24 protein-coding genes and 1 pseudogene are annotated in these 25,635 nt (G+C 64.3%); 17 read left to right on the top strand and 8 right to left on the bottom strand.

Annotated elements, in window-relative coordinates:
* Position 1: 1 nt before the first annotated feature.
* The 3 genes from X730_RS153780 to efp all read right to left on the bottom strand — a co-directional run bounded on the left by X730_RS153780 (position 2) and on the right by efp (position 2,985).
* Positions 2–802, bottom strand: a complete 801-nt coding sequence (locus X730_RS153780; protein ID WP_023671569.1) for an endonuclease/exonuclease/phosphatase family protein — start codon at positions 800–802, stop codon at positions 2–4.
* Between the two features lie 81 nt (positions 803–883).
* Positions 884–2,344: a phospholipase D-like domain-containing protein gene (locus tag X730_RS153785; RefSeq protein ID WP_023752060.1), complete on the bottom strand. Its 1,461-nt coding sequence runs from the start codon at positions 2,342–2,344 to the stop codon at positions 884–886.
* A 71-nt stretch (positions 2,345–2,415) separates the two neighbouring features.
* Complete coding sequence (gene efp, locus X730_RS153790) at positions 2,416–2,985, bottom strand: elongation factor P (protein ID WP_023682947.1); 570 nt, start codon at positions 2,983–2,985, stop codon at positions 2,416–2,418.
* Positions 2,986–3,114: 129 nt separating this feature from the next.
* On the opposite strand from efp, the gene epmA reads away from it, so the two are divergent.
* The 8 genes and pseudogenes from epmA (at position 3,115) to X730_RS153825 (ending at position 10,598) form a co-directional block, all read left to right on the top strand.
* The gene (epmA, locus tag X730_RS153795) at positions 3,115–4,161 is read left to right on the top strand and encodes an EF-P lysine aminoacylase EpmA (protein WP_023671572.1); all 1,047 of its coding nucleotides are present in this window, start codon (positions 3,115–3,117) and stop codon (positions 4,159–4,161) included.
* A 202-nt stretch (positions 4,162–4,363) separates the two neighbouring features.
* Positions 4,364–5,707, top strand: coding sequence for a TldD/PmbA family protein (locus tag X730_RS153800; RefSeq protein WP_023826125.1), 1,344 nt, complete (start codon positions 4,364–4,366; stop codon positions 5,705–5,707).
* Positions 5,694–6,500 (top strand): 3'(2'),5'-bisphosphate nucleotidase CysQ, encoded by an 807-nt coding sequence (locus tag X730_RS153805; protein ID WP_023826124.1) that lies wholly within the window; start codon positions 5,694–5,696, stop codon positions 6,498–6,500. The genes X730_RS153800 and X730_RS153805 overlap by 14 nt, the downstream gene beginning before the upstream one ends.
* A gap of 68 nt (positions 6,501–6,568) precedes the next feature.
* Positions 6,569–6,814, top strand: coding sequence for a DUF4170 domain-containing protein (locus X730_RS153810; protein WP_023682943.1), 246 nt, complete (start codon positions 6,569–6,571; stop codon positions 6,812–6,814).
* Positions 6,815–6,819: 5 nt separating this feature from the next.
* The gene (locus X730_RS153815; protein WP_023682942.1) at positions 6,820–7,608 is read left to right on the top strand and encodes a lysophospholipid acyltransferase family protein; all 789 of its coding nucleotides are present in this window, start codon (positions 6,820–6,822) and stop codon (positions 7,606–7,608) included.
* Complete coding sequence (gene waaA, locus X730_RS153820; RefSeq protein WP_023689593.1) at positions 7,605–8,921, top strand: lipid IV(A) 3-deoxy-D-manno-octulosonic acid transferase; 1,317 nt, start codon at positions 7,605–7,607, stop codon at positions 8,919–8,921. Before X730_RS153815 ends, waaA begins: the two co-directional genes overlap by 4 nt.
* A pseudogene (gene lpxK / locus X730_RS01000000164350) lies at positions 8,922–10,026 on the top strand (tetraacyldisaccharide 4'-kinase).
* Positions 10,027–10,115: 89 nt separating this feature from the next.
* Positions 10,116–10,598 (top strand): hypothetical protein, encoded by a 483-nt coding sequence (locus X730_RS153825; RefSeq protein ID WP_155922435.1) that lies wholly within the window; start codon positions 10,116–10,118, stop codon positions 10,596–10,598.
* Between the two features lie 60 nt (positions 10,599–10,658).
* On the opposite strand, the gene X730_RS153830 is transcribed toward X730_RS153825, so the two are convergent.
* The gene (locus X730_RS153830; protein ID WP_023671580.1) at positions 10,659–10,892 is read right to left on the bottom strand and encodes a DUF2093 domain-containing protein; all 234 of its coding nucleotides are present in this window, start codon (positions 10,890–10,892) and stop codon (positions 10,659–10,661) included.
* 113 nt (positions 10,893–11,005) lie between these two features.
* Between X730_RS153830 and X730_RS153835 the strand changes: the two genes are divergently transcribed.
* Positions 11,006–11,611: a hypothetical protein gene (locus X730_RS153835; protein ID WP_023671581.1), complete on the top strand. Its 606-nt coding sequence runs from the start codon at positions 11,006–11,008 to the stop codon at positions 11,609–11,611.
* 17 nt (positions 11,612–11,628) lie between these two features.
* Here the strand turns inward: X730_RS153835 and X730_RS153840 are convergent, their stop codons facing one another.
* Complete coding sequence (locus X730_RS153840; protein WP_023826123.1) at positions 11,629–12,555, bottom strand: LysR substrate-binding domain-containing protein; 927 nt, start codon at positions 12,553–12,555, stop codon at positions 11,629–11,631.
* Positions 12,556–12,646: 91 nt separating this feature from the next.
* Here X730_RS153840 and X730_RS153845 point away from each other — a divergent pair, with 91 nt between their 5' ends.
* Positions 12,647–13,540 (top strand): DMT family transporter, encoded by an 894-nt coding sequence (locus X730_RS153845; protein ID WP_023734232.1) that lies wholly within the window; start codon positions 12,647–12,649, stop codon positions 13,538–13,540.
* Positions 13,541–13,847: 307 nt separating this feature from the next.
* Positions 13,848–14,405, top strand: a complete 558-nt coding sequence (locus X730_RS01000000164345) for a hypothetical protein (RefSeq protein WP_023689599.1) — start codon at positions 13,848–13,850, stop codon at positions 14,403–14,405.
* Between the two features lie 25 nt (positions 14,406–14,430).
* Here the strand turns inward: X730_RS01000000164345 and mutL are convergent, their stop codons facing one another.
* Together mutL and X730_RS153855 are read right to left on the bottom strand one after the other, a co-directional pair.
* Complete coding sequence (mutL, locus tag X730_RS153850; RefSeq protein ID WP_023826122.1) at positions 14,431–16,284, bottom strand: DNA mismatch repair endonuclease MutL; 1,854 nt, start codon at positions 16,282–16,284, stop codon at positions 14,431–14,433.
* 274 nt (positions 16,285–16,558) lie between these two features.
* On the bottom strand, positions 16,559–17,461 hold the full coding sequence (locus X730_RS153855; RefSeq protein WP_023682936.1) for a LysR substrate-binding domain-containing protein: 903 nt from the start codon (positions 17,459–17,461) through the stop codon (positions 16,559–16,561).
* Between the two features lie 89 nt (positions 17,462–17,550).
* Here X730_RS153855 and X730_RS153860 point away from each other — a divergent pair, with 89 nt between their 5' ends.
* The 5 genes from X730_RS153860 to X730_RS153880 all read left to right on the top strand — a co-directional run bounded on the left by X730_RS153860 (position 17,551) and on the right by X730_RS153880 (position 22,893).
* The gene (locus X730_RS153860) at positions 17,551–19,101 is read left to right on the top strand and encodes a trimethylamine methyltransferase family protein (RefSeq protein ID WP_023753734.1); all 1,551 of its coding nucleotides are present in this window, start codon (positions 17,551–17,553) and stop codon (positions 19,099–19,101) included.
* 61 nt (positions 19,102–19,162) lie between these two features.
* The gene (locus X730_RS153865; RefSeq protein WP_023753733.1) at positions 19,163–20,812 is read left to right on the top strand and encodes an ABC transporter substrate-binding protein; all 1,650 of its coding nucleotides are present in this window, start codon (positions 19,163–19,165) and stop codon (positions 20,810–20,812) included.
* A 93-nt stretch (positions 20,813–20,905) separates the two neighbouring features.
* Entirely contained in the window at positions 20,906–21,385 is a 480-nt protein-coding gene (locus X730_RS153870; protein ID WP_023753732.1) for a DUF3828 domain-containing protein, read from the top strand.
* Between the two features lie 4 nt (positions 21,386–21,389).
* Positions 21,390–21,995: a hypothetical protein gene (locus X730_RS153875; protein ID WP_023753731.1), complete on the top strand. Its 606-nt coding sequence runs from the start codon at positions 21,390–21,392 to the stop codon at positions 21,993–21,995.
* Positions 21,996–22,023: 28 nt separating this feature from the next.
* On the top strand, positions 22,024–22,893 hold the full coding sequence (locus X730_RS153880) for an alpha/beta fold hydrolase (protein ID WP_023826121.1): 870 nt from the start codon (positions 22,024–22,026) through the stop codon (positions 22,891–22,893).
* Between the two features lie 7 nt (positions 22,894–22,900).
* Here the strand turns inward: X730_RS153880 and queF are convergent, their stop codons facing one another.
* Positions 22,901–23,362: a preQ(1) synthase gene (gene queF / locus X730_RS153885; protein WP_023682931.1), complete on the bottom strand. Its 462-nt coding sequence runs from the start codon at positions 23,360–23,362 to the stop codon at positions 22,901–22,903.
* Between the two features lie 140 nt (positions 23,363–23,502).
* Here queF and X730_RS153890 point away from each other — a divergent pair, with 140 nt between their 5' ends.
* A complete protein-coding gene (locus X730_RS153890; protein ID WP_023753729.1) occupies positions 23,503–25,548 on the top strand; it encodes an NADH:flavin oxidoreductase in 2,046 nt (681 codons plus the stop codon).
* Positions 25,549–25,635: the final 87 nt, after the last annotated feature.

Genomic DNA, 25,635 nt, shown 5'->3' with positions numbered 1-25,635 from the left:
GTTACAGGCTAACGAACGCCGTCAGCGGCAAATGATCCGACGCAACCCGCGACAGCGGCGTATCATGAGCTTCCACCGACGAGACCATGCCGTGCCGGTTGGCCATGATCCGGTCGAGCGCCAGCACCGGCAGGCCTGAGGGAAAAGTCGGCACCGCCGCCGGCGTGAAACCAAAGGTGGCGTGCAGCGTCTTGAGCGCCGAGCGGTTGCCCAGCCGCCATTCGTTGAGGTCGCCGAGCAGCAAGGTCGGCCTTTCATCCTGGTTGCTCATGATGTCGAGCACGACGCGGGCCTGCTCCGAACGCGAGCGGCGCAACAGGCCGAGATGCGCGGCGATGACGCGCAGAGTGCGCGTTTCGTCGAGGTCGATCTCGGCAACCAGCGCGCCGCGGGGCTCCAGTCCCGGAAGCTTGATCTGATGGACGTCGCGCACGGTGCCGCGCTTGAACAAAAGCACGTTGCCGCGCCAGCCATGGCCCTTGCCGCTTCCGGAAACCGGCACCGGCACAAGCCCGGTTTCGTGTTCGATCCGGGCAAGATCGAGCAGCCCGGCGCGATCGCCGAAGCGGTTGTCGGCCTCCTGCAGCGCGATGACGTCGGGGCCGATCTCGCGGATGACGCGGGCGGTGCGTTCGGGGTCGAACCTGCGGTCGGTGCCGATGCATTTGTGGACGTTGTAGGAGGCGACCACCATCTGGGCGCCTTCAATGTGCTTGCGCGGCGTCGCGTTCGCCTTGCGCGCTTTCCTGCCGCGGATCGACAGGAGCACTGTTTCAGGAAGGCTGCGTCCGTTTATGTCCATAGGCCTGCTATTCGATGTCCTGATTCTTTGTTCTATGCATATCGTTCTCTCACAACCGGGACCACTTCGAGGCGGTATGCATTAGAGATAGGGCGATCCCAGCCATAACAACCGGTCAAAAACCCGGATGAGAAATGGCCGCGCTTTCAAGGTTGCGAGTGTGACGGGTTTGGCGGAAGCGATTGCCGCTCCGATGCGCCCTTCGATCTCGGCGGCAAAGCCGGTATCCAGCACCTCCAGGTCGATTTCGAAATTCAGCCGCAGCGACCGGGCGTCGAGGTTGGAAGAGCCGACATAGGCCCAGACGCCATCGACCGACAACAGCTTCGAATGGTCGAATGACCCTTCATGACGCCAGACGCGGCAATAGTGCTTCAGCACCTGGTCGTACTGCGCCGTCATGGCGCGGCCGACCAGGAAGAGATTGTTGACCGCGGGCACGACGATGTCGATCTCGACGCCGCGCCGGGCAGCCGTGACCAGCGCGCTGACAAATTCCCGGTCCGGCAGGAAATAGGGCGACATGATGCGGATCGATTTGCGGGCGACGGAAAATGCCCCCGTCAGCAATTTGTGGTTGGTTTCGATGCTGGCGTCCGGCCCCGACGCCACCGCCCGCACCAGGATCGGCTGACCGGGAGGCGGCGAGGGCTTTGCCACGTGCCAGACCTCGTCCTTGAGGGCCTCGTTGCCGGCAAAACGCCAGTCCTCGGCGGCAACCGCGAACAGGTCGGCCACGACCGGCCCCGTGACCTGGAAATGCGTATCCGCCGAGCTGGCAGTGCCAGCGAATTCAGCCGAGAACCCCTTGCGGATGTTCATGCCTCCGGTGAATGCCACCGCGCCGTCGACGATCAGGATTTTCCTGTGCGTCCTCAAATTCGCATAGGGAAGTCTCAGGCCCATGACGATGTTGCCGTTGAACAGATCGACGGTGACGCCGGCTTCCCGGAGTGTCCCAAGAATGCTGGGCACGGAATAGCGCACGCCCACCGCATCGATCAGCACGCGAACCGTCACGCCGCGCCGGACCGCTCCGGCCAGCGATCCGACAAAACGTCGTCCGATCTCGTCATTGTCGAAGATGTAGGTCTCGAGCAGGATGCTGCGCCGTGCGCCGTCGATCGCCCCGCACATTGCCGCGTAGGCTTCGTCGCCGGTCCTCAGGATGGTGATTGCATTTCCCGAAAGCAGGCCGCGCCGCGCCACCCTGTCGCCTAGCGTCTTCAGGCCGGCAAAGCGCTGGCCGAATTCGGCTGAGATGAGTGTTTCGAGCGCAATGTCGTGGTCGTGTTTGGCTGTCTCGGCTTCACCGGCGACGGGCCGCATGGCGCTGATCGTGGCGCGGCGGATGCGGTTGATGCCGGCAATGGCATAGATGATCGCGCCAAGGAACGGCGACAAGATCATCACGCCGACCCAGCCGGTGGCGGCGCGCACGTCTTCCTTGGTCATGATTGCGTGGACGATGCCGATGGCGGCCATCAGCATCGGAATGATCACAAGGATCAGAGGCCAGTAGGTCACAAAGGTCTGCCACATCGGCAGGACTATCGAGCCAGCGGCCGCAGAAGGCAATGCAACGGATCAACCAGGACGGAGGCGCTCGCGCCTCAGTCCTTCGCCCGCTCCACATAAGCGCCATCGGCCGTCATCACCACCACGCGGGTACCCGGCGCGATGTGCGGCGGCACCAGCGTGCGCACGCCGTTGGAAAGCACGGCCGGCTTGTATGACGAGGACGCCGTCTGGCCTTTGGTCGTCGGCTCCGTCTCGACCACTTCGAAAGTAGCGCGCTGCGGCAGCACCAGGGCTATGGCGATGCCGTTGAACTGCGAAATCTGCACCGCCATGCCTTCGAGCAGGTAGGGCGCCATGTCGCCGACCACGCTTTCCGGCACCGCGACCTGGTCGTAGCTTTCCGGGTTCATGAAGTGATACCCCTCGGCGTCGGCGTAGAGGAAGGTGTGCTCGCGCTCCTCGACATAGGCGCGCTCGACCTGCTCGGTGGTGCGGTAGCGCTCCGAAACCTTCACCCCGTCGGAGATGCGGCGCATGTCGAGCTGGGTGACCGGCGTACCCTTGCCAGGGTGGATGTTTTCGGCAAAGAGGATCACGTAAAGCTTGCCGTCCTTGTCGACGACATTGCCTTTACGGAGCGAACTGGCGATGACCTTCACCACGGTTTTCAATCCTAGACTTCGTTGGCCTGAAACGATCGTTCGGCGCAAATCGGCTGCGAGAGCCGTCGCCGTAGCGCATCTTGGCCCGAACCGCCAGCCCTGTCAGCAATTCCGTTGCCCGGCAAACCCATGACTGGCGCTTCGCCCTGGTGGACGCCGGATGTTCACGCCGACCGCCGGCCGCGGCTGATGGCCCGCAACGCCATAGCTGCCGCAATGCGCGGCTGGTTTGGCGAGCGGGACTTCATCGAGGTCGAGACGGCGGCATTGCAGATTTCGCCCGGCAACGAGGCGCATCTCTCAGCCTTCGCCACCGAGGCGATCGGCGCCGACGGCGCGCGCCGGCCGCTTTATCTCCACACCTCGCCGGAGTTCGCCTGCAAGAAGCTGCTGGCCGCCGGTGAGCGGCGCATCTTCAGCCTGGGCGCCGTCTGGCGCAACCGCGAGCGCGGCCCCTTGCACCATCCCGAATTCACCATGCTGGAATGGTATCGGGTCGGCGAAACCTATGACAGCCTGATGGCCGATTGCGCCGAACTGCTGAAGCTGGCAGCCGAGCGGGCCGGCGCCAAAACCTTCCGCTTTCGCGGCCGCGAGGCCGATCCGTTCGCCGAGCCGGAACGCGTGAGCGTGGCGGAAGCTTTTGCGCGTTACGCCGGCATCGATCTTCTTGCCACCGTTTCTGCCGATGGCGGCACAGACCGCGCCGCACTCCATGATGCTCTGGTCAAGGCCGGCCTGCGCACGGCCGGCGATGACAACTGGGCCGATTTGTTCAGCCGGGTAATGGTCGAGAAGGTCGAACCGGTGCTGGGGCAGGGGCGGGCCACCATCTTGTACGGCTATCCGATCTCGGAAGCGGCGCTCGCCCGGCCGAGCGCGGAGGACCAGCGCGTGGCCGAGCGCTTCGAGCTCTATTGCTGCGGCGTCGAGCTCGCCAATGCTTTTGGCGAACTGACCGATCCGGCCGAGCAGCGCCGGCGCTTTGCCGCCGAGATGGACGAGAAGGAGCGCGTCTATGGCGAGCGCTATCCGCTGGATGAGGATTTTCTCGCCGCCCTCGCCATCATGCCGCAAGCCAGCGGCTCGGCGCTCGGCTTCGACCGGCTGGTGATGCTGGCAACGGGCGCGACGAGGATCGATGACGTGATCTGGACGCCGGCCGCCACTCCTTGACGGAAATCGGCCTCGGTTAAACTCACAAACCGGTCAAGCCGCGCGTCTCTGGCGGCCGCCGCCGCGGATAGCTTTCGCGCTCCGCTCGGGCGCTATGCCGCAGCGGGACAATTGTCCGTGCGCCATTGCACAAGCCGCATTGGGACAATAGATGGTGCAACAGCCGCTACCGCCCGGCGCGGCTTCAGCCAGGACCACGCGCATGACCGATACATCAGAGGCAGCGAAATTGACCGACCGCGTCGCGGCACTGGTCGAGGCTGCCAAGCGGGCCGGCGCCGACGCCGCCGACGCGGTTGCCGTGCGCGGCCGTTCGATCGGCGTGTCGGTGCGGCTGGGAAAGGTCGAGAACACCGAAGCGTCCGAGGGCGACGATGTCTCGCTGCGCGTCTTCGTCGGCAACCGGGTGGCGAGCGTCTCGGCGACGGCGGCATCGGACCCCAAGGCGCTGGCTGAGCGCGCCGTGGCCATGGCCAAAGTCTCGCCCGAGGACCCCTATCAGGGTCTCGCCGATCCGGCTTTGCTGGTTGGCAAGGTGCGCGACCTCGATCTGTTCGACGCCACCGAGGTTTCGGCCGATCAGTTGAAGGAAGCGGCCCTTGCCGCCGAGGAAGCGGCCCTTGCAGTCAAGGGTGTCACCAATTCGGCCGGCAGCGGCGCCAGCGCAGGCCTCGGCGGGCTGGTGCTTGCCACGTCGGACGGCTTCGTCGGCCACTATGTCGCGTCGCGCTTTTCGCGTTCGGCCAGCGTGATTGCGGGTGAGGGCACCGGCATGGAGCGCGACTACGAATACTCCTCGAACCAGCATTTTTCCGATCTCGACGCGCCGGAGCTGATCGGCCGCAAGGCCGGCGAGCGCGCCGTGCGCCGCCTCGGCGCCCGCAAGGCGGCGACCGGTCCGGTCAACGTGGTGTTCGATCCGCGCGTCGCGCGCGGCATTGCCGGCCATCTCGCCGGCGCCATCAACGGCGCTTCGGTGGCGCGCAAGACCAGTTTTTTGCGCGAGATGATGGGCAAGCAGGTTGCGTCGGCTGCCATCACCGTCACCGACGAACCGCTGCGGCGTCGCGGTCAGGCCTCGCGCCCGTTCGACGGCGAAGGCGTCGAGGGCGAAAAGCTGTTGATGGTCGAGAACGGCGTGCTGAAGCACTGGTTCCTGTCGACGTCCGCCGCGCGGGAATTGGGGCTGACCACCAACGGACGCGGCGCGCGCAGCGGCTCGTCGGTATCGCCGTCTTCGACCAATCTCGCCATCGAGCCGGGCGCCAGGACGCCGGAAGACCTGATCAGGTCGCTAAAATCCGGCTTTTATGTCACTGAAGTGTTCGGCCAGGGCGTCGACATGGTGACCGGCGAATACAGCCGTGGCGCATCCGGCTTCTGGATCGACAATGGTGAGCTTGCCTATCCGGTGGCCGAGGTGACCATCGCCTCGAATTTGAAGACGATGTTCCTCAACATGGTTCCGGCGAGCGATCTTGACCGCGATTTCGGCACTGCCGCACCGACGCTGCTGATCGAAGGAATGACCCTTGCCGGAGCGTGACCCGGTCATATCGGCCGGGGCCTCGGAAGACCTCGATCTGCTGCGCGACGCCGCCCGCGAGGCGGGCGCGATCGCCATGCGCTATTTCGGCAACAACCCGCAAGTGTGGATGAAGGGCGGCACCTCGCCGGTCAGCGAAGCCGACCACGCGGCGGACGCCTATCTGCGCGATACCCTGCTGGCGGCCCGGCCGGACTATGGCTGGCTGTCGGAGGAAACGACTGACGATCCGGCGCGGCTTCTGGCGCGGCGCACCTTTGTCGTCGACCCCATAGACGGCACCCGCGGCTTCCTCGAAGGTCTGCGCTCGTGGTGCGTCAGCGTCGCGGTGGTCGAGAATGGCCGCACGCTCACCGGTGTGCTCGAATGTCCGGCCAAGGGCGAAACCTATTGGGCGCTGCCTGGCCATGGAGCTTTCCGCAACGGCAAGCCGATTGCCGTGCGCGGCCTGGGCAAGACGGTCGAGATCGGCGGGCTGAAGCAGTTGATCGACCTGATGCCGGCGCAATGGCAGGGCCGGGTGCGGCGGGCGGCGCACATTCCCTCTCTCGCCTACCGGCTGGCGATGGTCGCCAACGGCACGCTCGACGCAACCTTCGTCAAGCCCAACGCGCATGACTGGGATATCGCCGCCGCCGATCTCATCTTGCGCGAGGCTGGCGGCGCCGTGCTCGACGGCCATGGCCGCGCGCCGCTTTATGCCGGGGAGATCATCCGTCACGGCGCGCTGGTCGCCGGCAGCGGCCAGTTGCTGACCGTGCTTGCCGGCGTCATTGCCGATACGGAAGCGTGATCGAAGGTTCCAAAGTCGGCAGCTTTGGGCTAGACCTGTCGCAAACTCACAATATGTGAAGGACCGAAATGGCCGCGGAAGACGGAAAGAAACAGCTTTTGCACCTGGTGTTCGGCGGCGAGCTGAAGAAGCTGGGAGGCACCGAGTTCCGCGATCTCGACGCGCTCGACATCGTTGGCGTTTATCCGGACTATCAAACCGCGCACACCGCGTGGAAGGCAAAGGCGCAAGCCAGCGTGGACAATGCCCATATGCGCTATTTCGTCGTCCATCTGCACCGGCTGCTCGACCCTGAAAGCAAGGCCGCCGGTTGACAGCGATGGAGCATGAAGCGGTGAAAGGGCAGCCCACCGGCGCCGCGGTCCGAAGAAGACGCGGCGGCAGTTCGAAGACATTCTGGCGCAAGATCCGCGAGCCGTTGGCGCAGTCGCGAATCGTCAAGAGCATGATCGTCAGCCTGCTCGCCCAGTTCGTCCGCCTGGTGCGCCTGACCAACCGCGTGGTCGAAGGCTCGGCTAAATTTTCAGGCGGCGACTACGCCGAATTCGAACCCGGCATCATCGCGCTCTGGCATGGCCAGCATCTGCTGACCCCAGCCTATTATCCCAAGGGACGGCCGCTGGTCGCCATGGTCTCGCGCAGCGCCGACGCCGAACTCAACGCGCTGATGATCGAAAAATTCGGCATCGAGGCGGTGCGCGGCTCCGGCGGGCGTGAAAGCACGAAGCATCTCGACAAGGGCGGCGCCAAGGCGCTCATCGCCCTGAAAAAGTCACTCGTGGCCGGCAAGAACGTCGCCATGATCGCCGACATTCCCCACGGCACGCCGCGCGACGCGGGGCTTGGTATCGTTCTGCTGGCACGCCTTTCCGGCCGGCCGATCATGCCTGCCGCCATCGCCACCAGCCGCCGCAAGGTGCTGGAAAGGAGCTGGGACAAGACCACCATCAACCTGCCGTTCGGCCGCTCCTCGATCGTCATCGGAACGCCGGTTTTCGTGCCGGCCAATGCCGACGAGGCCGAAATGGAGCGCAAGCGCCAGGAAGTCACGGCCGCGCTCAATGCCGCAACCGCCGAGGCCTATCGGCTCGTGGACGGCAGGCCATGAGCGTCGGCTGGGCGCGCGCCTTCCTGGCGGCCTACCGCCTTGCCGGTGCAGCCGCCTATCCGCTGATGGGTCCCTATGTCGCCTGGCGCACATCGCAGGGCAAGGAAGACCGCAGCCGCAGCCGTGAGCGCTACGGCGTTGCCGGGCGGCCGCGCCCCGAAGGGCCGGTGATCTGGATCCATGCGGCAAGCGTCGGCGAGACCCTTGCGGTCGTGCCGCTGGTGCAAAGCATCCTCGACTACGGTGTCAACATCGTGCTGACGACGGGAACAGTGACCTCGGCGCAGGTTGCCGACGAACGGCTGGGCGACCGCATCATCCACCAATATGTTCCGCTCGACCTCAAGCCGGCCGTCAGCCGCTTTCTCGATCACTGGCGGCCGGACCTGGCTATCATCGCCGAATCCGAGATATGGCCGATGACGATCCTCGAGCTCGGCGCCCGCCACGTGCCGCAGGTGCTGGTCAACGGCCGGCTCTCCGACCGTTCGTTCAAATCCTGGAAGAAGCGCGCCAACATCGCCGAGGCGCTGTTCGAGAACCTTGCACATGTCGTTGCCCAGTCGGATGTCGACGGCGAACGGTTTCGCGCGCTTGGCGCCCGGCCGGTCACCGTGTCCGGCAACCTCAAGGTCGACACCTTGCCGCCGCCCGTCGACGAACGGGCGCTGGCGACGCTGAAGCGCCAGATCGCCGGCCGCCCGACCTGGGCGGCAATTTCGACCCATGACGGCGAGGAGGTGGTCGCGGCGGAAGTCCACGCCACGCTCTACAAGCGCCACCATGGCCTGCTGACGATCATCGTCCCGCGCCATCCCGACCGCGCCGAAGCGCTGGCCGCACAGATTTCCGGCATGGGCCTGAAGCTGGCGCGGCGCAGCAAGGGCGACCGGATCACCGCCGACAGCGATATCCTGCTCGGCGATACGATCGGCGAGATGGGGCTTTATCTCCGGCTGACGGAAATCGCCTTTGTCGGCCGCTCGCTGACCTCGGAAGGCGGCCAGAATCCGCTGGAGCCGGCCATGCTCGACACCGCTGTGCTGGCCGGCCGCAACGTCCAGAATTTTCGCGAGGCCTATCAGCGCCTGCTCGACAGCGGCGGCGCCAAGCTGGTGCGCGACCGCGACATGCTGGCCGGCGCCGTCAATTTCCTGCTGAGCAATGAAGTTGCGCGCCACGAGATGATGGCGGCCGGTGCCGCCACAGTCGACCAGATGCGCGGTGCGCTGGCGCACACGCTGAAGTCGCTCGAGCCTTATATCCAGCCACTGATCGTCAAGTCGCGCCTGAAGGGCGCCGACGGGCGATAGGTGGCGTCGGAAGCACCACCTTTCTGGTGGGAAGCGCCGGACTGGCGGGTCTTTGCGCTGTCGCCGCTATCAGCCGTCTATGGCATCGTCGCCGGCCGCCGCATGCATCGGGCGGTACGTGAAAAGATCGACGCGCCAGTGCTTTGCGTCGGCAACTTCACCGTCGGCGGCAGCGGCAAGACGCCGGTCGCCATCGCGCTGGCCAAGCAGGCCAGGCGCATGCAGCTCAATCCCGGATTCCTGTCGCGCGGCCATGGCGGCTCGTTTGCGCAGCCGCATGTCGTCGATGCCAGTCACGACGCCGCCAAGCATGTCGGCGACGAGCCGCTGCTTCTGGCCGAGCATGCGCCGGTTGCGGTAAGCCCGAACCGCGCCGCCGGCGCCAAGCTGCTCATGGAAGCCCATGGCTGCGATTTCCTGATCATGGATGACGGTTTTCAGAGCGCGCGCATCCATATTGATTATGCGCTGGTCGTCGTCGACGCCCGCTACGGCATCGGCAATGGCCGCGTCATTCCGGGTGGGCCGCTGCGCGCCAACGTCGTCGACCAACTGGTGTTCACCGATGGGCTGTTGAAGATGGGCGAGGGCACCGCCGCCGACCAGGTCGTGCGCCAGGCGGCGCGCGCCGGCCGGCCGATCTTCGAGGCGCATGCTGAACCGGGCGGCAAGGAGCGGTTCGCCGGCCGGCGGTTCCTCGCCTTTGCCGGCATCGGCCATCCCGAAAAANGCTGAACCGGGCGGCAAGGAGCGGTTCGCCGGCCGGCGGTTCCTCGCCTTTGCCGGCATCGGCCATCCCGAAAAATTCTTCGAGACGCTGCGCGGCACGGGCGCGGAAGTGGCGCTGAGCCGGTCGTTTCCGGACCATCATTTTTATGCCCCCGACGAACTCGCCGAACTGGCGGCAACCGCGCGCCGTGAGGGACTGGGCCTCGTGACCACCGCCAAGGACGCAGCCCGGCTGCGCCATGGCGCAGCCTCGGCTGAATTCCTTGGTCAACTCGACGTGCTGGAGATAGACGCCACGTTCGAGCTCGACAATGTGCCGGAGCGGATCATCGATGAGACGCTGGATGCCTGGAGACAGCGCCGGCTGCGAGGGTAGGGCGCTCCCGCGTTGACACAGGATATTTCTCGCCGCTTATCACAATTATAAGTCAGACCGGCTTCAGCGCGGGGGGTGGAATGGTTAGGTTGCGGGCACTCTTTGTGGGCTTTGTTCTTGTGGCGATGGCGAACCCATCTTCGGCGCAGGCACCCACCGCGACCGACAGCGAATTTCTGGTCTCGGTCACCGAAGCGGACGGTGCTACCCACGTTCGGCCCTCAAACATTGTACCGCTTATCCCCGATAGCGCCTGCTTTGAATGGCGCGTACGTCTGGCGCAAGGCGACAGACTGGTATCGGTCACCGAGGTGTTCGCGCTTCCCGCGGAGCCCAGGCAGTGGGGTGGTATCGACGGAAACGAATACAGCTTGAGCAAGCTATCGGGCGATCGAAGGGTCTCCGAGACCACCATGTTCTACAAACCGCAGGACGGATGGATCTCGCATGGGTGGTGCATGGCCGAGGGTGATCCGATCGGGCCGTATTCCATCAAAGTGCTTGTCGGAGATCGGCTTGTTCATAAATTCGACTTTTCGGTCGAAAACGCGCCGGCATCCTCAAAGCCATAGTCCTGCAGGCGTTCCAGGAAAATCAGATCGACGGTGAGCCTTGCTTTCCGGTGTGCCGATCTAGCCCCGGCTGCGCAGGTCCGGATGCGTTTCGATCTCGCGGCGCAGCGAGGCGGCGGCGCTGACATAGGGCTCCTGCCTGGCGACGCTCCAATATTTGAGCTCGTCCAGCGGAATGCTCTCACCGGTCACAGCGCAGCGCACGAATGCGCCGGGGCTGGTGACCTGGAAGTCGCCGTCGAGATAGCGGATCCGGGCTTCCTTGCCGCCAGGGCCTTCGAAGCGGTTCATCATGGGGTGGTGCCAGAGTTCATGCTGATTTCATCGCCATAAATTGCCGGCAAGGTCAAGCTTGACGCAATGCTGAGGCGCTATTGTCGGCTCCAAACCATTCTTATGGGACCGGCATGGACATTTCATCCGCCCGCCTGACTGCGCTGCTGCGCGAGGCCATGATATTGGCAGCGGTGCCGTCGGCGAAGGCCGATCCGGCGAAAGCAGCACTTATAAAGGCGCTGGTGCAGCCGCCGACGCCATCCGGTGCGCCTTTGCAGCCGGCAGCGGCGCCGGCGCTGCAGGCGCTGTTGTCCGCAGCCGTCGCAAAGGGGCAGCAGACGGGTTCAGCCGAGATCCTGCAGGCCTATCTGGCGCTTGCCGAACCGGGTGACGCGGCGCCCGACGATTTCGGGCCGACAACGGCTGCGACAGGCAAGGCGACGCCAGCCAACGACGATGCACAGCGCGGTCTGCCAGTGCCGCCGGCCAGGGCCGATGATGGCGCTGCCGCAAAGCCGGCAGGACTGCCCTGGTTTGCGCTTCTCGCACCGGGGGTTTCGCCGCCGCGCCGCGCCTCCGCCACCGACGCGGCGGCGAAGCGGGGCCAGGCGATGTCTGGGTCGAATGACACGGTCCAGCCCGAAGGCCGGCAGCAGATGCGTGTCGGCCTGATGGCGCTGGCAGCCGGGTTTCTGGCCGTCGCCATTGTCGGGCTCGCCTTGCTGGTGCTTGGCTGAGCACCGAACAATCGCCGCTATCGCTCGGCTTCGAGGAACGCTTCCATCTTTTCCATCGCCAGCCCAGCCTCAATTGCGATGCGGCGCGAAAGCTCGGCGGCAGCCGTGCGCGGCCGCCCCAGCGGCCGGTCGAGCCAGTACGACACCGGGTTCAGCGCCGTGCGCTCATCGACGGCAACGATGCGGCCCGACTCCAGCTGATGTCGGGTCAATGGCGGCCGCGCCAGCGCGATGCCGAGCCCATAGGCGGCAGCGTCGAGCACCAGATTATAGTCCTCGAAGCGGCGGTCCTGCGGGCGCGGGCGGTAGTCCATGCCTTGCGCGGCAAACCAGGCACGCCATCCGGAGGCGTCGGAATCGTTGATCAGTGGAAATTTGAGCAGCCGGGCCGGGTCGCCGCGACCGATCTCGCGGGCAAGGCCAGGCGCGGCGACGGGAAAGACATGTTCCTCGAACAGCTTCACCGAGATCCGGCCCGGAATGCCGCCGCGCCCGCAGCGGACCGACAGGTCGATGCCTTCATCGGCAAGGTCGGCCTGGCGGATGTCGACGTCGAGCACGATGCGCAGCTTGGTGGGATTGTTCTCCAGCGCCGCCATGCGCGGCATCAGCCACAGCCCGCTGACGGAGGGTATCGATGTAAGCCGCACCACGGCGGTGCCGCGCGGCTCGACCCAGCGGTCGGAATGGCTGGAGATCAGCGCAAAGGCTTCCGCTGTGCGCAGATGCAGGCGGTTGCCCTCGATGGTCAGCGAGACGCCGCGGGCCCCGCGGTCGAACACTTTCAGGCCCAGCCAGTCCTCCAGCTTGGCGATCTGCCGGCTGACGGCGCCATGGGTGATGTTGAGCTTCTCGGCCGCGGCCGAAAAGCTCCCCGTGCGCGCCGCCGCATCGAAAGCACGCAGTGTCTCGAGCGGCACCATTGTGTCTGAGCTGTGATCCATAGTCACAGGTGATCCTCGATTTGATCGTTTGTCAACGGCGCCGAAAAGGCGCTTTCTGCGGTTCATGACTGAAAAACGCGAGGACAGTGGGATGAGCGCAGTAACCGGCACATCGAATCAGACACAGCGGATGGACACCACGGCAGCCATCGCCGTGGCTCTGACGGTGGTCGGCTGGGCATCGGCCTTTCCAGCGATTCGTGCGGGTCTCGCCGCCTTCGGGCCGCTGGAACTCGGTTCGCTGCGCTTTGCCATTGCCGCGGTGCCGGCGGCGATCTTTCTTGCCGTCAAGCGCCCGGCACTGCCGAGGCTCGATGAAGTGTGGCGCCTCGGCTTTGGCGGCGCCATTTTCGTCGCGCTCTACACCGTCATGCTTAATTACGGCGAACTGACCGTGTCGGCTGGCGCCGCCGGTTTCATCATCAATGTCAGCCCGATCTTCACCGCCATCATGGCAATGGCATTGCTGGGCGAGCGTTTCTCAACGTGGGCCTGGTTTGGCACGGCCATTTCTTTCGCCGGCATCGGCATCATTGCGGTCGCCGACGGCAATGGCTTGAGTTTCGACACCGGCGCGCTGCTGGTTCTTGGCTCCGCGCTGTGCTCGGCCGTCAACACGATCGTCCAGAAGCCGCTCTTTGCCCGCCATCACCCGCTGACCATTTCGGCCTCGAACATGATCCTTGGCGCACTTTGCCTGGCGCCCTTTTTGCCAAGCGGCTTTGCGCAGGCAGCGGTCGCCAACACGGCCGGGATCGGCGCCGTGATCTTTCTTGGCATCGTGCCCAGCCTGATCGCCTATGCCGCCTGGGCAACCGCTCTGTCGCGTCTCCCGGCCGCCCGTGCCTCGAACTTCCTTTATCTGGTCTCGCCCATGTCTGCCCTGATCGGTTTCTTCTGGCTGGGCGAAGTGCCGACACTGCTCGGTCTCCTCGGCGGCGCGCTGGCGCTCGGCGGTGTGATCGTGGTGAATTTGAAGCGTTAAATCAAAAAGTTGGAACCGTTTCCGGACTCAAACCGGGAACCGTATCCCCAGCATGCAGACACCCGGAGGAAGGACCGTTATGGTGAGTTGCCTGGCTGGGGGATGGAATGGGAAAACTGTTCATATCGGCAATCTTTTGCGTTTTGCTGCTGACCGGGAAAGCCTTCGCTGGCTGGTACCAGGTCGAAAACTACGAAGGGTCCATCGGGCCTAATCCAGTCCATCTGTCACTGCAGAGATATGACAGGGCAGCGGGATTACGGTCGAAGGAAGCTATTTCTACGACGCGAAGCAAAGCCCGATAGCGGTGTACGGCAAGATCACCGGTACCAGCGTCTCCCTTTGCGAGATTGCGGACGACAAGGAATTCGACCGGGTCCTGGTCATTGGATCGAAAACGCCGGTCGACACCGCCCGATGTCCGTTTTCTCTCGACCTTGGCGAAAGCGGCGCAACGGGGACCTGGAACAGAGGCCTGGACAAGTTCCCGATCGTGCTGAAGAAGGTCGCAAGCCTCGACGATACCGGTGAGGCGAAGGTTGACGGCACCGTCGAGATCCCCTTCTGGGCGCAGACAGCCACCCACAGATTTGCCGGGGTCTACGAGAAAGCCGGCTTTCTCGTCTGCATGAGTAAGCTGCGGGTCATCGACAAGAAGAAAAAGAAGGTCGTTCAGGAGATCGTTTTCGATGACGACGATTGCGATGCCGGCATGCTGATGACTCCCATCTACATGAATGTTCAAAAACAGGTTGGGGGAAGCTTCGAGACAATCTCCGTGAATTTTCGCGGCGGTAGCGCCGGCTACTCAAGGGATTACGTTTTCTCTCATAGATTCAAGGACTATCGCCTGTTGGTGAATTGAGCGTGTGCCCTGACCTGGCTTGTGCTCACCGCCGTCCGAACAGCCGCTCGATATCGGCAAGCTTCAGCTCGATATAGGTCGGGCGGCCGTGGTTGCAGGTGCCGGATCCCGGCGTCGCCTCCATCTGGCGCAGCAGCGCGTTCATCTCCTCGGCCTTGAGCAGACGGCCGGAACGCACCGAGCCGTGGCAGGCCATGGTGGCGGCAATCTTGTCCAGGCGCTGTTTCAGCGTCTCGACTGTATCATTGTCGGCGATCTCATCGGCAAGGTCGCGCACCAATTGCTGGACATTGGTTTCGCCGAGCATGGACGGCGTCTCGCGCACCGCCACCGCACCGGGGCCGAAGCGCTCGATGCCGAGACCGAACCGGGCAAGTGTCTCCGAATGCATGGCCAGCCGCTCGGCGTCTTCTTCCGGCAGGTCGACGATCTCCGGCAAAAGCAGCATCTGCGAGGGCACCGCGCGTAAGTGCAGCGCATTCTTCAGCGCCTCATAGACCAGCCGCTCATGCGCGGCATGCTGGTCGACGATGATCAGAGAATCCCGCGTTTGCGCGACGATATAGTTTTCGTGGACCTGCGCGCGGGCGGCGCCCAGCGCGGTGCCGAGCAGCGTCTCGGCCGGCTCGGCTAAGCCGGCACGCGCATCGGCGCTGGCGAGCGGACCGGCGTCGAATGCAGCCTGGTCGTTTTCGCGGAAGCCGGCGCCGTCAAATCCCATATCCAGCGGCCGCTGTGGCGAGCGGTCAAAGCCCGAAAAGCCCGAGGCCCGGTAGGCCGCGTCATAACTGCGATGACCGTTGGCAGGACCCGCATGGGCGTAGGAGGCGGCTCCCGGCCGGAACGCCGCCACCATCCCGGCGGCCCCGCTGGTGGCGGCGCGGATGCCGGCATTGGCCAGCGCCTCGCGAATGGCGCCGACGATCAGCCCGCGCACCAGGCCGGGGTCGCGAAAGCGCACATCGGCCTTGGCTGGGTGGACGTTGACGTCGACGGTCGCCGGATCGAGCGTCAGGAACAGCACGGTCACCGCGTGCCGGTCGCGCGGCAGCACATCGGCGAAAGCGCCGCGAATCGCGCCGGCAATCAGCTTGTCGCGCACTGGCCGGCCGTTGACATAGGCATATTGCTGCAACGCGTTGGCGCGGGTGAAGGACGGGATCGAGACGTGGCCGGTCAGGTGCACGCCGTCCCGGCTGGCGTCGATAGCGATGGAATTGTCGGGAAACTCGGCGCCCATGACTTGCGCGACGCGGCGCAGGCTGCCTTCCGCCGTGTCGTCGGTCGCCGGCAATTCCAGCGTCGAGCGGTCCGAGCCGGCGAGCGTAAAGCGCACGGCGGGGAAGGCGATAGCGATGCGCTTGAGCACGTCGCTGGTGGCGGAGCTTTCGGCGCGCTCGCCCTTCATGAATTTGAGCCGGGCCGGCGTGGCGAAGAACAGGTCGCGCACCTCGACCGTGGTGCCGCGGTTGGCCGCCGCCGGTTTGACCGCCGAAACGCGGCCGCCTTCGATGGCGATCTCGGCGGCAGCGTCGCCTGCAGCCGTGCGCGAGCGAACCGACAGTCGCGACACCGAACCAATTGACGGCAATGCCTCGCCACGGAACCCGAGCGAGCGGATATCGTGAATGTTGTCGGCAAGTTTCGAGGTGCAGTGGCGCGCAATGGCCAGCGCCAGTTCCTGTTCGGGGATACCGGAGCCGTCATCGGTGACGCGGATCAGGTTCAGCCCGCCGCCGGCAGTGACGACCTCGACGCGGGAGGCGCCTGCGTCGAGCGCGTTTTCGACCAGTTCCTTCACCACGCTCGCCGGACGCTCGATGACTTCGCCGGCGGCGATCTGGTTGATCATCGTTTCGGAAAGCTGGCGAATGGGCATGGGGGTATTATAGGCGGATTCGAAGGGTGTGCGGAAGGCTTCAATGAATGCCGGACATTGGAGACGCCAGCGGGACAGCACCCCCCTCTGGCCTGCCGGCCATCTCCCCCGCAAGGAGGGAGATCAGATGTCACGACGGCTTTCGCCAATCTTCAATGCCTGAAGGGTGACGCGACATATGAACTGCCAATCTCCCCCCTTGCGGGGGAGATGTCCGGCAGGACAGAGGGGGGTGTGAAGGAACTCCGCGATAGTGACTACGCTGCAACCGATTTCAAGCCTGCGCCGCCAGCCAGTCCCTGACTTTCCGCGCATTCTCGCTCAGCTCACGGTTCTTAGGCCAAACCACGTAGAACGCCTTGCCGGTTCTCAGCACATGATCGGTCACCGGCACCAGCAGCCCCGAAGCCAGGAGCCGTTCGGCCAGATGCCGCCAGCCGAGCGCGATGCCTTGGCCCTCCATGACGCCCTGGATCACGAGGCCGTAATCGTTGATGCGCAGGCCGCGCGCGGTGTTGTCGAGGCTGCCGCCCGCCGACTGGAACCATTCGTCCCAGCTAGCCGCCTCGCGGTAGGGCTCCTCAAGGTGGATCAGGCGATGCGTCGCCAGCTCCGCGACGCTCCTTGGCATGCCGAATTTCGCGAGATAGCTGGCGCCTACGACTGGAAAAATCTCCTCGTCGGCCAGCGGCAGCGAATGATAGTCGGCCCAGTCGCGCGGCTCGCCGCCGCGCACGGCGAGCGGGATGCCCTCGGCGATGATGTCGAGATCGCGGTCGGCGGTCTGGATGCGCAAGTCGATGCCCGGCAGTTCGTCGCGGAACTGCTGCAGCCGCGGCATCATCCAGAACGAGCCGAAGGCGGTCGACGCCGCCAGCGTGACATGACCGCCGGTCGCCTGCAGGCGCAGATCCTCCGCCGATTTGCGGATATGCGACAGGCCGAGTGAGACGTCGGCATGGAAGCGTTCGCCCGCTTCTGTCAGGACGACCTGGCGGTGGCGGCGCTGGAACAGCTGGGCGCCAAGCTGTTCCTCCAACCCGCGCACCGCATAGGAGACGGCGGCCTGCGTCATGCCAAGCTCGCGCCCGGCAGCGGTGAAGCTCGACAGCCGGCCCGCCGCCTCGAAGACGATCAGGCTGCCGGCCGAGGGCAAGAGGTGGCGCAGGCTTCGCATAAGCTGAGCTTATACAAGAGATCAGGATTTTCCAGCATCACATCCATATTTCCTCTCGCTAACTTGGTTGGACGGAATGAGGAGGCTCCATGAACGCACCGGCCACTGAACTGACCGAGCAAACCCACCGCCGCGGCGGCGGTCGCCTCGGACGCAAGGCGCTGAGGAGCGCCCCCGTCACCTCGTTCCCAACGCTGGTCCGCGAGATCCCCACCTACCAGATGGTCCCGGACGAGGCGGTGGAACTGATCCACCAGGAGTCACTCGCCATCCTCGAAGAGGTCGGTTGCGAGTTCCGCGACGACGAGGCGATCGCCATGTGGAAGGCGGCGGGCGCCGACGTGTCCGAGACACGCGTCCGCATCGACCGCGGCCTGCTGATGGAACTGGTCGCGAAGGTTCCGTCCGAATTCACCCTCAATGCGCGTAATCCCGAGCGCACCGTGCGCGTCGGCGGCAAGAACTCCATCTTCGCGCCGATGTATGGCGCGCCTTACGTGCGCGACCTCGACAACAACCGGCGTTATGGCACGCTTGAAGACCTCAACAATTTTCACAAGCTCGCCTACATGGCCCCGGCGCTGCATTCGTCGAGTTCGATCATCTGCGAGCCGATGGAGATCGCGGTGCCGAAACGGCATCTCCACATCATCCATTCGGCGCTGAAGCATTCCGACAAGCCGTTCATGGGCATCGTTACTTCCAAAGACCGCGCCGAAGACACGATGGCGATGGCGGGCATCGTCTTTGGCGAAGATTTCGTTCGCGACAATCCGGTGCTGGTGTCGATTACCAACTGCAACTCGCCGCTGGTGTGGGACGCCACCATGCTGGACGCGATGAAGGTCTATGCCCGCAGCAATCAGCCGCTGATCCTGGCGCCCTTTGCGCTGTGCGGCGCATCGACTTCGGCCTCGGCCGTCGGCGCGGTGGCGCAGGTCAATGCCGAAGCATTGGCCGGGGTCGCTTTCACCCAACTGCTGCGCCCGGGTTCGCCCCAGATCTACGGCCAGTTCATGGTGACGGTTGACATGAAGACCGGCGCGCCGATGGGCGGCACGCCGGAGGCTGCGCAGATGATGTATCTGATGGGCGCGTTGGCGCGGAAATACAAACTGCCCTGGCGAACCTCCGGCTTCCATGTCGGCTCCAAGCTCAACGACGCCCAGGCCGGCTATGAATCCAACATGCTGATGCATGCCGCCATCCTCGCCGGCGCCAATTACATCTGGCACTCCGCCGGCTGGCTCGAGGCCGGGCTCACCTGCGGCTATTCGAAATTCGCCACCGACTGCGAGCAGCTTGTCGGCTGGTACAAATATGCCGGCGGCCTGTCGTTCGACGACTTCAAGGAGGCCATGGCGGCGATCCGCGAAGTCGGGCCGCAGGGCCATTTCCTCGGCACCCAGCACACGCTCGATCACTACGAGTCGGCATTCTTCATGCCCACCATCATGGATTTCAACTCCTACGAACAATGGAAGGCTGGAGGGGCGAAGGACCACGACACGCGCGGCCGCGAGAAAGCCCGCAACATGCTGGCCGACTATGAAGAGCCGAAACTCGATGAGGGCATTGCCGAGGGCCTCAGGGACTTTATCGCGCAGCGCGAGGAGAGGCTGCCCGACAGCGTTAGCTAAGAGAACGACGAATGAGTTGATAACGGGCGAAGACCCGATGGGAACCGCAAGGGAGAAAGACATGACACTTTTCAAAAGCAATGGCGATCGCGTGCCAACGGCCATCGAGGCGATGGCGCAAGAGACGCGTGCTGGCCGTATGGACCGGCGCGACTTTCTTGCATTGGCAAGTGCGTTCGGCGCATCGACGGCGCTGGCCTACGGCATGATCGGCCTTGCCGCGCCGGGACAGGCTTTTGCCGAGGAGCCGAAGAAGGGCGGCACGCTGCACATATCGATGTCGGTCAAGGCCCAAAAAGATCCGCGCACCTATGACTGGGTGGAACTCGCCAACATCTCGCGCTGCTGGCTGGAGCCGCTGGTCCGCTACACCAGGGAATTCACCTTCGAGCCAGTGCTGCTCGAAAGCTGGGACATCAATGACGACGCCACGGAATACACGTTGCATGTGCGCAAGGGGATCACCTGGAACAATGGCGATGCTTTCAACGCCGATGACGTGGTCTTCAATGTTACCCGCTGGTGCGAGAAGAAGGTCGCCGGCAACTCCATGGCCGCTCGCGTCGGCGGGCTGATCGACGAAAAGTCGGGCAAGGCCAGGGAAGGCGCGATCGCCAAGGTCGACGACAATACGATCAAGCTGACGCTCAGCGCGCCCGACATTTCGCTGATTCCGAACCTCACCGATTATCCCGCGCTCGTCGTCCACCGCAATTTCGACGCCGAAGGCGCCGACCCGGTCAAGAAGCCGATCGGCACAGGCCCGTTCGAACTGGTCTCCTACGATGTCGGCCAGAAGGCGGTGGTCAAGCGTCGTGAAAACGGCAAGTGGTGGGGCGGCGAAGCGCCGCTCGACAGCGTCGAGTTCATCGACTACGGCACGGATTTCAACGCTTCGATCAACGCCTTCGAATCCGGCGAGATAGACCTCAATTTCGAGACGCCGGCCGACTTCATCGACATCCTGGACAAGATGGGGCTGGAGAAGTCCGAGGTTGCGACGGCAACCACGCTGGTTGCCCGCACGAACGTTACCCACAAGCCCTATGACGACCAGCGGGTGCGCAACGCGCTGCAGATGGCGGTCGACAACAATGCGGTGCTGGAACTCGGCTATGCCGGGCGAGGGACGGTCGGTGAAAACCACCATGTCAGCCCTATCCATCCTGAATATTTCGCGCTGCCCAAGAAGACGCGCGACGCGGCCGGCGCCAAGAAACTGATGGCGGACGCAGGGCAGGCCGATTTCGAGCACGAGCTGATCACCGTCGAGGACGACTGGCAGAAGAACACCGGCGACGCGATTGCGGGCCAGTTGCGCGACGCCGGCATCAAGGTCAAGCGCACGGTGCTGCCGGGCTCGACCTTCTGGAACGACTGGACGAAGTATCCCTATTCGATGACCATCTGGTACATGCGCCCGCTTGGCGTCCAGGTGCTGGCGCTTGGTTATCGCACCGGCGAGGCCTGGAATGAATCGGCCTATTCCAACCCGGACTTCGACGCCAAGCTGAAGCAGGCGCTGTCGCTGATCGACGTGGAGAAACGGCGTGAGGTGATGAAGGATGTCGAGCAGATCCTGCAGGATTCCGGCGTCATCATTCAACCCTTCTGGCAGAAGCTCTACAGCCACATGAACAAGAAGGTGAAGAACTACGGCGTCCACCAGACCTTCGAGATGGACCTGCAGAACGTCTGGCTGGATGGCTGAGACGGTGCAGCCGGGGCTTCATGAGCCGCAAAAAAGCCGATATGCAGGATGTCTGGTATTGCCGCCTTGCCGCCAAACTTCCGGAGATCCTGCATGAAACCGATAGTGCTTGCCGCTGTCTTTTCGATTGCCTTGCCAGCGACGGTGCTGGCCGGGCCGGCTTCCAACGCCGTGAAGTTCTTTTATGTGCCCGAGGTGAAATTCGAGGGAGATGCAAAGTACCGCGACCGCTTCACCGAGCCGGTGACCAAGCTGTTCGATCTCAACGACCAGGCCACGAAGAACAAGCCCGACGAAGTCGCATGCCTCGACTTCGATCCCGGCCTCGACGCGCAGGATTTCGACCAGAAGTCGATTGCCAAGACATTGAAGCTGACCGAAACCGTCAATGGCGATACGGCCGAAGTCACCGCCACCTTCAGCCTTTTTGCGGAAGGCGATGATTCCAAACGCGAAATGCTGTGGTCGCTGAAGAAGATCGACGGCAAATGGAAGGTCGCCGACATCACCTCCAAGACCAGCAGCTGGACGCTGAGCGCGCTGGAATGCATGCCCGACAAAGCGCCGGAGTGATCCCGTGCTCCGCCGTCTTGCCCTGGCGCTGTCGCCCATGTGCGTGCTGGCGGTGGGTATGAGCGCAGCCGCAGCACAAGGCCTGTTGGGCCCGCCGCCAGCCAATGCGCCGGCCGTGGCGGCACCGGCCGGCGCAGCACCGCCCGCAAATCCACCCGGGACAGCGGTGGAACCGGCGACACCGCCGGTTGGGTGGCCGCCGGCCGAGCCGGCCGCGCCCGTCCTGGCGGGCTCGCCGACGGCTGTGGTCAAGCCGTTCTACGAACATCTCGGACTGGAGCTCGATCCGACCCAGCGCAAGAACTTCGTCGACCCGGCCAAGACCGTACTCGACAAGAGCGACGCGTTGCGCAAATCCGGGCAGGGCGAATGCCTCGACCCCAACATGGCGCTCGACAATGCCGATTACGACAAGCTTGCAATCGACAAGAGCCTGAAGAGCATCGAGGCCGTCAATGGTGATCAGGCCAAGGTGGTGGTCGCCTTCGTCGTCGAAGGCAACCAGCACCGGCTGGAGTGGAAGCTGAAGAAGGTCGACGGCGACTGGAAGATATCCGATCTGCTTTCGGTGACCGGTGAATGGGCGCTCAGCCAGTACCAGTGCGAATAAGCCGCCGATTGTTTCCGGGTGGTCGGCAATGAAGCTTCGCGTTTTGCTCGCGATCGCGCTGGTCGGGTTGGGCGCTGCCGGCTGCGGCCTCGACTGGCACATCGGCACGATGCTGATCGCCCGCGCGGCTTGGCAAGCTTTGGCGGCTCCCGGCGATTTGCCCGTCGAGCGCGTCGTGCTCGACCAGCCCGGCGCTCCTGATCTGGTCGGCTGGGCGGCTGATCGAAAGGGCAGCTGCGGCGCGGTCGTGCTGCTGCATGGGCGCGGCGCCAACAGGCTGGCCCTGGTTCAAAGAGCGAAACTTTTGTTCGACGCCGGCTATTCCGTCGTCCTGTTCGACCTGTCCGGGCACGGCGAAAGCGGCGGTGCCATTCAAGGTTTCGGCTACACGGAAGGGCAGGACGCCGCCCGCATCATTGCCTATGCCAGGCAACGTTTTCCCGGCCAGAAGCTTGGCGCTGTCGGCTCGTCGCTAGGCGCCGCTGCTTTCGTCTTTGCGGCACAGCAAGCGCCCGCCGACGCCTATGTTCTGGAGCAGCTTTACGCGAGTTTGCGCGAGACCACGGCATGGCGCATGCCTTTCAACTTCTGGCGCGGTTTTCAGGCCGATGTGCTTTTGGCGCAGATGCCGCTTCGTCTGGGGTTGAGCGCCGGCAATGTCAGGCCGGTCGATCGCCTCGGCCAGATCAGTGAACCGCTGATGCTGCTTGCGGGAAGCACCGATCCCTTCATCGATCGCAGCCAGGTGCAGGCGCTGCACAGCGCTGCTGCCGGCTCACAACTGGTCTGGTTCGAAGGAGCGGGCCATGTGGACCTGCTGCGGTATGACCAGCCGCGCTATCGCGATGCCGTCCTTCCCTTTCTGGCGACAAAGCTCTGCCGAGCCGCCTATGGCTGACGTCAGTTCAGCCACGGCCGCGATAGGGGGCAACGCCGGTGTCGGGCAACCAGGCGCCTTCGGGCGGAGCGCCGGTCTGCCAGAAGACATCGATCGGAATGCCGCCGCGCGGATACCAATAGCCGCCTATGCGCAACCACAGCGGCTTCGTTGCCGCCACAATGCGGCGGCCGATCATCACCGTGCAGTCTTCATGGAAAGCGCCATGGTTGCGAAACGAGGTCATGAACAGTTTGAGCGACTTCGATTCCACGAGCGTGGCATCGGGTGCGTAGTCGATGACGATATGAGCGAAATCCGGCTGTCCGGTTACCGGGCAGAGCGAGGTGAATTCCGGGCAGGTGAAGCGCACGATCGCCGGCGGTCCGTCGCCGCGCTGGAACGGCACGGTCTCCAGGACCGCAGTCTCCGGGCTCTGTGGCGTCTCGACGTGGGCGCCGAGCTGGGTGAGGGTTTTGGTATCGATCATCGTGGTTTTCCTGGGGATTTTCCGCGCTCATTAGCATCGGATCAAAAAGTGTGCAGCGATTTTCGGATAAATTCGATGCTTAAGACAAGAACTGGAGCAGCGCGCGCTGCTCCGACACAAACTGGAATGGCAGGAAGATGATGACCAGCAACGACCCGCTTCTCCAGCCTTACCAGCTCAAACACCTGACGCTGAAGAACAGGGTGATGTCGACCAGCCACGAGCCGGCCTATTCAGAGGACGGCATGCCGAAACAGCGCTACCGGCTCTACCATGCCGAAAAGGCCAAGGGCGGCATGGCGCTGACCATGACGGCGGGCTCGGCCATCGTCTCGCGCGACAGCCCGGCCGCCTTTGGCAATCTGCATGTCTATGACGACCGCATCGTGCCGTGGCTGGCCGAACTGGCGGACGCCTGCCACGAGCATGACTGCAAGGTGATGATCCAGATCACCCATCTTGGTCGCCGCACCGGCTGGAACAAGGCCGACTGGCTGCCGGTGCTGTCGGCCTCGCCGGTGCGTGAGCCGGCGCACCGCGCGTTCCCCAAAACCATCGAGGACTGGGACATCGAGCGCATCGTCGCCGACTATGCGTCGGCTGCGCAGCGCTGCCAGGCCGCCGGCCTCGACGGCATCGAGTTCGAATCCTACGGCCATCTGATGGACGGCTTCTGGTCGCCCGCCACAAACCATCGCGACGACGAGTTCGGCGGTTCGCTCGACAACCGGCTGCGCTTCACCGACATGGTGCTGGATGCCGTGCGGGCGGCGGTCGGCGAAAAATTCGTCGTCGGCATCCGTATGGTCGCCGATGAGGATTTTGACAAAGGCCTGTCGAAGGAGGAGGGCGTCGAGATCGCCAGACGGCTCGCCAATTCCGGCAAGGTCGATTTCCTGAACATCATCCGCGGCTCGATCGAAAGCGACGCGGCGCTCACCAAGGTTATCCCGGTGACCGGCATGCGCTCTTCCCCGCATCTCGATTTCGCCGGCGAGGTGAGGGCGGCAACGAAATTTCCGACCTTCCATGCGGCGCGGATTTCCGATGTGGCCACGGCGCGCCACGCCATCGCGACCGGCAAGCTCGACATGGTCGGCATGACCCGCGCCCATATCGCCGACCCGCACATCATCAAGAAGGTCATGGAAGGTCGCGAGCACGAGATCCGGCCTTGCGTCGGCGCCACCTATTGCCTCGATCGTATCTATGAAGGCGGCGAAGCGCTCTGTGTCCACAATGCCGCGACCGGCCGCGAGGCCGAGATTCCGCAAATCATCGTCATGACCGAAGGGCCCAGGCGGAAAGTCGTCGTCGTTGGCGCTGGCGCTGGCGGGCTCGAGGCAGCTCGCGTCATGGCCGAACGTGGCCATCATGTCACGGTGCTTGAAGCCTCCGGTCAGGCCGGCGGCCAGGTCCGGCTCGCGACGCAGAACCCGCGCCGCAAGGAACTGATCGGCATCATCGACTGGCGGCTGGCCGAACTCGACCGGCTCGGCGTCGGGATCCGCTACGATACATGGGCCGAGCAGGACGATGTGCTGGCGCTGTCGCCCGATGTGGTGGTGATCGCCACCGGCGGCCTGCCGCAGAACCCGCCGCTGACATCAGGCGACAATCTCGTCACGTCGAGCTGGGACATCATGGCCGGCAGCGTCAAGCCGGCGGAGAACGTGCTGCTCTTCGACGACAATGGCGGCCACCAGGGCATGGGCGCGGCGGAGCTGATCGCCAATGCCGGTTCGAAGCTGGAGCTGGTTTCGCCGGAGCGCTTCTTCGCCCCCGAAATGGGCGGCATGAACCACGTGCCCTATATGCGCGCCTTCCAGGAGAAGGGCGTCACCATCACCATCAACACCAGGCTGCGCTCGGTACGGCGCGAGGGCAACCAGCTGGTCGCCGAACTCGCCTCCGACTTTGCCGACGGCTGGCGCGGCGAGAGGCGGGTCGACCAGGTGGTGGTCGAGCACGGCACGGCGCCGCTCGACGATCTCTATCTCCAGCTGAAACCGCTGTCGAAGAATGGTGGCGCGGTCGATTACGAGCGGCTGGTCGGCGGCGGCGATATTTTTCCTTCACGCAACCCCGAAGGGGGCTTCGTGCTGTTGCGCATCGGCGATGCGGTCGCCTCGCGCAACATCCATGCCGCCATCTATGACGGCATCAGGTTCGGCTTGCGGGTTTGAGCCTACAAGCCGGCCTACGGCTTGTTCCAAAGCTCGATCTCACCCTTCCGACGGGCGCAACTCGATCGATCAAAGTGATGGGTGGCG

The sequence above is a fragment of the Mesorhizobium sp. L103C131B0 genome, assembly GCF_000502275.1.
Taxonomy (GTDB): Bacteria; Pseudomonadota; Alphaproteobacteria; order Rhizobiales; family Rhizobiaceae; genus Mesorhizobium.
The sequence above is the reverse complement of the archived record's forward strand: the minus strand, read 5'-3'. Positions and strand labels throughout refer to the sequence as shown.